The following is an 8,399-nucleotide window of genomic DNA, read 5'->3' on the forward strand; positions in this document are numbered from 1 at the left end:
GCCGGCGGCCTTGATGGCCTGAAGAATGGAGATCATGTCCCGGGGGGTCACGCCGAGGGTGTTCAGACCTGCAACAAGGCTGGACAGCGACGCGCCGCTCCGCAGGGTGATCAGTTGCCGGCCCTTTTCTTCATCGACACTGACGCTCGACTGGGGCGTCACGACGGTTTGTCCCTGGGCCAGGGGATTGGGCTGGCTGACGGCGGGGGTCTCCTGAACCCGGATGGTCAGGTTGCCCTGGGCGATGGCGACGGTGGAGATGCGGACATTATCGCCCATCACGATGACCCCGGCGACTTCATCGATCACAACCTTGGCGGGTTCGTCAGTGTCGACCGGCAGGTTCTCGATCCTTGAAATCATGGCGATCATGTTCACCCCCATGGGGGGCCGCATCGTCACGATGGATGGGTTCTCAACGACGGCTGTTCCCGGATAGACGCCATTGACGGCCTCTGCGACGCGGCGGGCGGTGGTGAAGTCCGGATTGCGCAGGGTCATGCGCATCTGGGGCATGGACGCCAGCTGGAAACCCAGTTCACGTTCGACGATCGCCCCGCCGGCGATCCGCCCCGCCGTCGGAACCCCTTTGGTGACGGAACTCCCTGAAGCGCCGCCGGCCGACACAGAACCCGTTTGGACGGTGCCCTGGGCGACGGCATAGGCTTCTCCGTTGGCGCCCATGAGCGGGGTGACGAGGAGGGTGCCGCCCAGAAGGCTCTTTGCATCCCCCATGGCTGAAACCGAGGCGTCGATTGGCGACCCGGCCGTGGCGAAGGGCGGGAGCCGGGCGGTCACCATCACCGCCGCCACGTTCTTGGTGTTCAGGTTCGTCTCCCGGATATTGACGCCCAGGCGCTCAAGCATCGCCTCGAGGCTCTGGCGGGTGAAGGGAGCGTTGCGCAGCGAGTCTCCCGTCCCGTTCAGGCCGACCACCAGGCCATATCCCACGAGCATGTTCTCCCGGACGCCCTCGAACTCCACGATATCCTTGATGCGCGAGCGCGCCTGAGCCTCGCTCCCGAGGGGCGAAAGCAGGATGGCGCCCGCCAGGGCCAGGCTGAAAATGCGACTGAGGAGAGACATGGAGGCTTCCGGGAAAATGACGCTCGACCTTGGCCTTGCCAGTCCTGTGCCATCAGCCGGGGCGAAAAAACCCTGAAGAGTCAGAGGCCGTACATCCGTGGTCGATGCATTGTCGGCGCCCAGTGCAGAAATTGCCCGGCATTAACCATACCTCAAGTCCGCCTGCGCTAGGGTGGGGGCATGAAGGTGACAGGTCCTACCGGCGTCTCGGCCGGTCCTTCTTCCGCGAAGCGCGCCAGTTCCACCGGCGGAGCTTTTTCACTGTCCGGCGCAGGGGACGCCGGACGGGCGGCGCCTGCTGCGCCATCGACGAGCCTGGGCGGAGTGATGGGTGTCGAGGCCCTTCTGGCGCTGCAGGACGTCGGGGGCCCACTTGAGGGACGCAGACGTTCGATCCGCCGGGCCGGACGCCTGCTGGATGTGCTCGACGACCTCAAGCTGGCCTTGATTGACGGCGTCCTGACGCCCGACCAGATACGCGCTTTGTCCCAGGCGATCGGCGAGAAGCGGGAGGCCACAGGGGATCCCGAACTTGAGGCCGTGCTCAATGAGATAGAGACCCGGGCGGCTGTCGAGATGGCCAAGATGGAGGTCCGTGGCTTCGTCAAATGACCATGGTTTGTAGGGCGTTGCGCCGTTAATCCGGTTTGCTATAAGCCCCCACAGATTCCGGGCTTCGCGCTCAAGGGGGGATAAGGTTCAAATGCCCAAGGTCGACGTCTTGGATACAGAACCTGCGTATCGGCCGTCCGAGGACGAGGACTTCATGAATGAGCGTCAGCGGGAGTACTTCCGCCGGAAGCTCATGGCCTGGAAAGAGGAAATCCTCCGCGAGTCCCGAGAGACTGTGGCGCATCTTCAGGCGGAAACCGAGAACCATCCGGATCTTGCCGATCGCGCCACGTCGGAGACCGACAGGGCTCTGGAACTGCGGACCCGAGATCGCCAGCGCAAGCTGATTTCCAAGATCGAAGAGGCGCTCCGGCGCATTGACGAGGGTTCCTACGGCTACTGTGAAGAGACCGGAGAGCCCATCGGACTCGCGCGCCTGGACGCCCGGCCCATCGCCACCCTGAGCCTGGAAGCGCAGGAGAGGCATGAGCGCCGCGAACGGGTTCATCGTGACGACTGACGCCTCGGCGCTCCCGAGAATCGACCCCTTCCACGCGATCACCCTGAGTGTCCTCGCCCGGCGGCTGGAGGCCGATGGCGCGTCGATCATCCACATGGAGTTCGGTCAGCCTTCGACCGGTGCGCCTTCCGCGGCGATCGCCGCTGCGCACAGGGCCCTCGATTCCGATCCCGGGAGCTATTGGGAGAGCCAGGCGCTGAAGCTCCGGCTGAGCCAGCACTACCTGGAAGTCTATGGCGTCGACCTCCCTGCGGACCGGCTCTTGCTGACGTGCGGGGCGTCCCCGGCCCTCGTTCTGGCTCTCTCCGCCCGCTTCGCCCCCGGCGATCGCGTCGCCCTGGCCCGTCCGGGCTATGTCGCCTATCGGAATACGCTCCGCGCCCTGCACCTGGAGCCGGTTGAAGTCCCCAGTGGGCCTGAGGTCGGCTACCAGCTATCCGCCAGGGCTCTCGCGCGCATCGAGGGGCCGCTTGCCGGCGTGATCATCGCCAGCCCTGCAAATCCAACGGGCTCGATCCTGCCGCCGGCGGAGATGGAGGCCATTGTCAGGACCTGCGAGGCGCGGGGCCTCGGCCTGGTCTCTGATGAGATTTATCACGGCCTCGCCTATGGAGAGCGCGCGCGATCCGTCCTCGAGTTCACCGATCAGGCCTTCGTCATCAATAGCTTTTCGAAGTACTTCAGCATGGTCGGATGGCGACTGGGGTGGCTCGCTGCGCCCCAGTCACACCTGGGCCGAGCGCGGGCCCTGATCGGAAACCTGTTTCTGACCGCGCCGTCGCTCAGCCAGCATGCGGCCCTTGCGGCCTTCGACAGCCGCAAGGAGCTCGAGGAAAATGTCGAAGTCTATCGCCGCAACAGGTCTCTGCTTCTTGATGCGCTTCCCGGCCTTGGCCTGGCCTCGATCGCGCCGCCCGACGGGGCGTTCTACATCTACGCGGATGTCGGTCATCTGACCGATGACAGCCTGGCCTTCTGCGAGAAGATCCTACGGGAGACCGGTGTGGCCTTGGCGCCCGGGGTCGACTTCGATCCTGTCGATGGCCGGCGCTTCGTCCGCATGAGCTTCGCCGTGTCCACAGACCTTGTTCAGGAGGGCCTTCGCCGGTTGTCGCCGTGGCTGAAGGCCCAGCCACGGCTCGACTGAACCATCCGACTTGACCCATTTCCCGGAGGGTTGAAACTCTTCCGGTCGTCGCCCGACCCCGGGCGCGGGAGGCCCTCGACCCCATGAACGCCCTCTCTCGGTTCGTGGCGGACCAGCAGCTTTGGCTGGTCGGCCTGACGTTGTTCATTCTGATGTTGACCGCCCGCATGCTTTTCGAGGGCATACGAAGGCGTCGCTCAAGCGCCGTCGGGGTCGGACTGTCACAGGCCGGCGAAGGCCTCATTGCGACGAGCGTGGTCGGCCTTCTTTCCCTGCTGATCGCCTTCACATTCTCGTTGGCTCTGGCCCGGCATGAACTTCGCCGAACCCTTGTGGTGGAGGAGGCGAACGCGATCGGCGTGGCCTTCATGCGGGCGCAGTTGCTGGATGAGCCGTATCGCACCGACCTGAGCCGGGTGATCATCTCGTATGCGCAGGTTCGCCGCGCCACAGGGGAACTGGCGGGTCCCTCCCAACTGGCCGCCCAGGCGCACTCCGAGGCGCTTCAGGTGCCCATGTGGCAAAGGACCGCCGCCGCTGCACGCGCCTCAAGGACGCCGGCTCTCGCTAACTTTCTGGTGCAGAGCGTCACCCGCATGATCGAGGTCGAGGGCCAGAGGAAGGCGGCCCTCGCCGCCCGAATTCCGCCCGCTGTGCTTGGCGCACTCATGGCCTATGCCATCGGGGTCGCAGGGGTCCTGGGATACGTCTCCGCCGGAGCGCACGCGCATCGCAGATGGGTCTCGGTGATCATGTTCCTGCTGGTGACCCTCGCCTTCATGTTGATCCTGGATCTTGATCGCCCTGGCGATGGTCTGATCCGGGTGTCTGAGGCCAACATGAATGACATGCTCCAGGCTCTGCCCTCCTTCGGAAGCGACGGGCCGGAGCGTTAATCGTGTCCAGCCCCGACTGGCGGGCAAGGGCCGTCGACGCTAAAGGTCGGGGCATGAACAGGTCCATTGTCATCGCCGCCGTGCAGGCCAACCCGACCGTTGGCGGCATCAACGCCAATGAGGCCCTGGCCCGCCAGAAGATGGCTGAAGCCAGGGCCGCCGGTGCAGATATCGCGATATTCCCGGAGCTCTTCATCAATGGTTATCCTCCGGAGGACCTTGCGATGAAGCCCGCATTCTGGAGAGCAGGACAGTGTGCGGTCCAGCGTCTTGCGGCGGAGACGGACGAGGACTTCGCCGCCCTCGTCGGCGTCATCTGGCCGGCCGAGGGGCCAGGCCGCCGGCCCCGCAACGCCCTTGCCTTCCTGGCTGGCGGCGAAATCCGTGGCGTCGCCTTCAAGTGTGACCTTCCCAACTACGGCGTCTTCGACGAGAAGCGGATCTTCGAGCCGGGTGAAGAGCCTTCGATCTTCAGCTGGAAGGGCGTCCAGCTTGGCGCTCCGATCTGCGAGGACATCTGGTCGCCGGATGTCTGCGCGAGCCTCGCCAGGCGTGGAGCCGAGATCCTCCTGGCTCCGAATGGCTCTCCCTATCGCCGGACTGCCGAACAGGAGAGATTCGAGGTGGCGCGAGCCCGCGTCGCGGAGACGGGTCTTCCGCTGATCTATGTGAACGAGGTCGGCGGACAGGACGAGCTTGTGTTTGACGGGGCCTCCTTCGCCCTTGACGCCCGCGGACGCCAGGTCATGAGGCTGCCAGCCTTCGAGGAGGCGCTCGGCGTCATGCACTGGACGGAGGGCCGGGACGGATGGACCGGCTCAGGTCCGCCTCTTGCCGATCGGCTCGAGGGGGCCGGCGCCATGCACCACGCCATGGTGGTGGCGCTCAGGGACTATGTGAACAAGTCCGGCTTTCCGGGTGTGCTCCTGGGTCTGTCCGGCGGCGTGGACTCTGCGCTGACGGCGGCTGTGGCGGTCGACGCCCTTGGGCCGGATCGGGTGCGCTGCTTCATGCTTCCATCGCGGTATACAAGCCAGGAGAGCCTGGACGACGCCGCTGACTGCGCCGGACGGCTGGGCGTGAGGCTGGATGAGATCCCCATTTCGCCGGCCGTCGACGCTTTCGCCGGGATGCTGACCCCCCACTTCGGGAATCGCCCGCCTGACCTGACCGAGGAGAACATCCAGGCTCGCATCAGGGGGCTTTCCCTGATGGCCCTGTCCAACAAGCTCGGCTCGATGCTGCTGACTACGGGGAACAAGAGCGAGATGGCCGTGGGGTATGCGACACTCTACGGAGACATGTGCGGTGGCTACAACGTGCTCAAGGATCTCTACAAGACAGAGGTCTACGAGGTTTGCCGTTGGCGTAACGCCCATGATCCATTCCGCAGGGGACTGGACCCCATCCCGGAGCGGATCCTGACCAAACCCCCATCCGCCGAGTTACGACCTGACCAGAAGGACCAGGACAGCCTGCCGGAGTACGAGGAACTGGACGGCATCCTGCACGGCCTTGTCGAAGAAGAGGCCACACTGGATGAGATCGTCGCGCGGGGCTATCCGCCTGACACGGTCGAGAGGGTCCAGCGCCTTCTCTACGGCTCGGAGTACAAACGCCGTCAGTCGGCTCCAGGTGTGAAGATCGGCGCCCGGGCCTTCGGTCGGGATCGCAGGTATCCGATCGTCAACGGTTTCAGGGACCGGGTCAGCGGAGCATGAGGCGCAGCCCGGTCGTCGCCTTCCTCCGGTTCCTGTCAGTCTTCGCGGTCCTGGCTCTGGCCGGTTGCAGCCCTCAGCCGCCGCCTCAGGACCCGGCCGGCGGCCGTCAGGATGAGGCGGCCTACTTCCCGCCGGTTTCGGTGGACCGGTTTCAATCTGCGGGACCTGACACCGAGATCACCGGGCTGGCGGCGGCTGGGGCCCGGGTGCAACTGACCCGGCCCGGAGGCGAGAGATTGACGGTCGAGGCCGACGCCGAGGGCCGATGGCGCCTGCAGGTGACCGGCGGGGCGCCCATGGTGTTCGGCCTGTCCCAGGTGGTGCAGGGCAGGACCCTCCAGGCGGAGGGTTATGTCTTTCATTCGCCTGCAACAGGCGGGTGGCTGCTTCGGGCCGGCGCCTCCGCCCGGCCGCTCGGGGATGCGGGACGGCGGGCCCTGGTGATCGACTACGACCGGCGCGGAGGAACGATCATTTCGGGGCAGGCGCCGCCGGAAGGGCTCTTTGTCGCCCAGATCAATGGTCGGCGGGCCGGCGAGGGCCGCTCGGACGTCTCGGGACGATATGAGATTCGTCTCAATGGTCCTGTGCCGATGGGTGAGAGCCGGCTCAGGGTGTTCGGGGAGGGTCTCAACCGGGAGATGGTGCTGCGCCTGTCGTCGCCGGCCCCTCTGGTCGAGGGCCCCGTGCGGGTGACGCCGCTGGTCGGGGGGACCCGGATTGACTGGATGACGCCCGGGGGCGGCGTGCAGTCTACCGAAGTCCTCCCCTGAACCCTTCGCCATGACCTTCCACCATAGTCAGCGCCCCGGGCCGGATACCCCTCCGACGATCGGGCGCTTCGACTTCTGGAGCTCCATGTCGGACCTCTGGCGCCTTGTTCTGCGAAGCGGCGCCTCGGGCCTGTCCTGGAGGATTGGCGCCGCCCTCGTTCTGATCTTCCTAGGAAAGGCGGCAGGGGTGGCGGCGCCAGTGCTGCTGGGAGAGGCCATAAACCGGCTGACGGAGTCTCCGATCGCGACGCCGGGGGGAGGGATGGGGACGGCCTTCGTCCTCCTCGCCCTGGGATTCGCCGGCCTCAGGCTGATTGCAGCCACTGCGCCCAACGCCCGAGAGGCCATCTTCACGCCTGTCTCGCAGGCGACCATGGCGAAGGCGGCGGAGGAGACCTTCGGGCATGTGCTGTCCCTCTCCCTCGACTATCATCAGGGCAAGCAGACCGGCGCCCTGGCGCGGATCATTGACCGGGGCTCCCGATCCACGGATTTTCTGATCCGCAGCGTGGTGTTCAATCTCGGACCTACCGCCCTCGAGCTTGTCCTGGCGATGGCGGTGATGGCGGCGCGGCTCGATTGGCGGTTCGCGGCGGCGACCTTCACCACCATCGTGATCTATGCTGTCCTGACCTTCCGCATCACCGACTGGCGCCTGGAGCACAGGCGTGAACTCAACCTTGCGGACGGCAAGGCCGCGGGGGTGTCAGTGGATTCCCTCCTGAACTTCGAGACGGTGAAGTCCTTTGGACAGGAAGGCCGTTCCGTAGCGGACTATGCGAGGGCCATGGCCGGCTATGTTCGGGCTGCCGTTCGCGCAAACACCTCCCTCGCCCTGTTGAATTCTGTCCAGGCCCTGGTGCTCAACCTGGGTCTCGCCATCATGGTGCTCCTCGCCGGGATCGAGGTTCTCGAGGGCAGGATGCGGCTTGGCGATGTGACCATGGCGGTGCTTCTGGTCATCGGCCTCTACCAGCCCTTGAACATGTTGGGCTTCAACTACCGGGAAATCCGCCAGGCCTTCATCGACATGGAGCAAATGGTGGAGATCGGTCGAATTCCTCCCGATGTGGCCGAGCCCGACAAGCCAAGGATGTTGCCGCCAGCCTCTGGTGCGGGCGCCCGCCTTGCCTTCTCCGATGTCAGCTTCCGCCATGGCGCGCGCGCGGCGGGTTTGGACTCGATCACCTTCGAGGTCCCGCCAGGCGCGACCACGGCGCTTGTCGGCGCTTCCGGGGCGGGCAAAACCACGGTCGTGCGTCTTGCCCTTCGCCTTCTGGACCCGCTTTCGGGCGCTGTGACCCTGGACGGAGTCGATCTTCGTGACCTCGCCCGCTCCGATCTCCGACGCGCCGCCGCACTCGTCCCGCAGGATGTGGCCCTCTTCAACGAGACCCTCGGTGCAAACATCGCCTTCGCCCGGCCGGACGCCTCCCGGGCGGAAATCCTGGCCGCCGCCGAGGCCGCCGAGCTTGGCGGCTTCATCCGCGCGACACCGGGTGGCCTGGACGTCCGGGTGGGGGAACGAGGACTCAAGCTGTCGGGCGGCGAGCGCCAGCGGGTCGGGATCGCCCGCGCCCTCCTGGCGGATCCTCGTCTGCTGATCCTCGACGAGGCCACATCGGCCCTGGATGGTCCGACCGA

General features: G+C 65.9%; 8 protein-coding genes. 7 read left to right on the forward strand and 1 reads right to left on the reverse strand.

The annotated features are described in order from the left end of the window. The coding region (locus tag INE98_RS09595) for a flagellar basal body P-ring protein FlgI (protein WP_293538532.1) at positions 1-1,086 on the reverse strand (1,086 nt) is incomplete at its 3' end. Positions 1,087-1,266: 180 nt separating this feature from the next. Here INE98_RS09595 and INE98_RS09600 point away from each other — a divergent pair. The 7 genes from INE98_RS09600 to INE98_RS09630 form a co-directional block, all read left to right on the forward strand. Continuing rightward, positions 1,267-1,698, forward strand: coding sequence for a flagellar assembly protein FliX (locus INE98_RS09600; protein ID WP_293538534.1), 432 nt, complete (start codon positions 1,267-1,269; stop codon positions 1,696-1,698). 91 nt (positions 1,699-1,789) lie between these two features. Beyond that, complete coding sequence (gene dksA / locus INE98_RS09605; protein ID WP_293538535.1) at positions 1,790-2,218, forward strand: RNA polymerase-binding protein DksA; 429 nt, start codon at positions 1,790-1,792, stop codon at positions 2,216-2,218. Then, positions 2,184-3,365, forward strand: coding sequence for an aminotransferase class I/II-fold pyridoxal phosphate-dependent enzyme (locus INE98_RS09610; protein ID WP_293538537.1), 1,182 nt, complete (start codon positions 2,184-2,186; stop codon positions 3,363-3,365). The genes dksA and INE98_RS09610 overlap by 35 nt, the downstream gene beginning before the upstream one ends. 83 nt (positions 3,366-3,448) lie before the next feature. After that, complete coding sequence (locus INE98_RS09615) at positions 3,449-4,261, forward strand: hypothetical protein (RefSeq protein ID WP_293538539.1); 813 nt, start codon at positions 3,449-3,451, stop codon at positions 4,259-4,261. Positions 4,262-4,314: 53 nt separating this feature from the next. Then, positions 4,315-5,982: an NAD+ synthase gene (locus tag INE98_RS09620; RefSeq protein WP_293538541.1), complete on the forward strand. Its 1,668-nt coding sequence runs from the start codon at positions 4,315-4,317 to the stop codon at positions 5,980-5,982. Next, positions 5,979-6,755 carry a hypothetical protein gene (locus INE98_RS09625; protein ID WP_293538543.1) on the forward strand — a complete coding sequence of 259 codons (777 nt, stop codon included), beginning with the start codon at positions 5,979-5,981 and terminating at the stop codon, positions 6,753-6,755. The genes INE98_RS09620 and INE98_RS09625 overlap by 4 nt, the downstream gene beginning before the upstream one ends. 10 nt (positions 6,756-6,765) lie before the next feature. After that, positions 6,766-8,399, forward strand: a 1,634-nt coding sequence (locus INE98_RS09630; protein ID WP_293538544.1) for an ABC transporter transmembrane domain-containing protein, incomplete at its 3' end; no start/stop codon positions are given.

Source organism: Phenylobacterium sp., assembly GCF_020253645.1.
GTDB lineage: Bacteria > Pseudomonadota > Alphaproteobacteria > Caulobacterales > Caulobacteraceae > Phenylobacterium.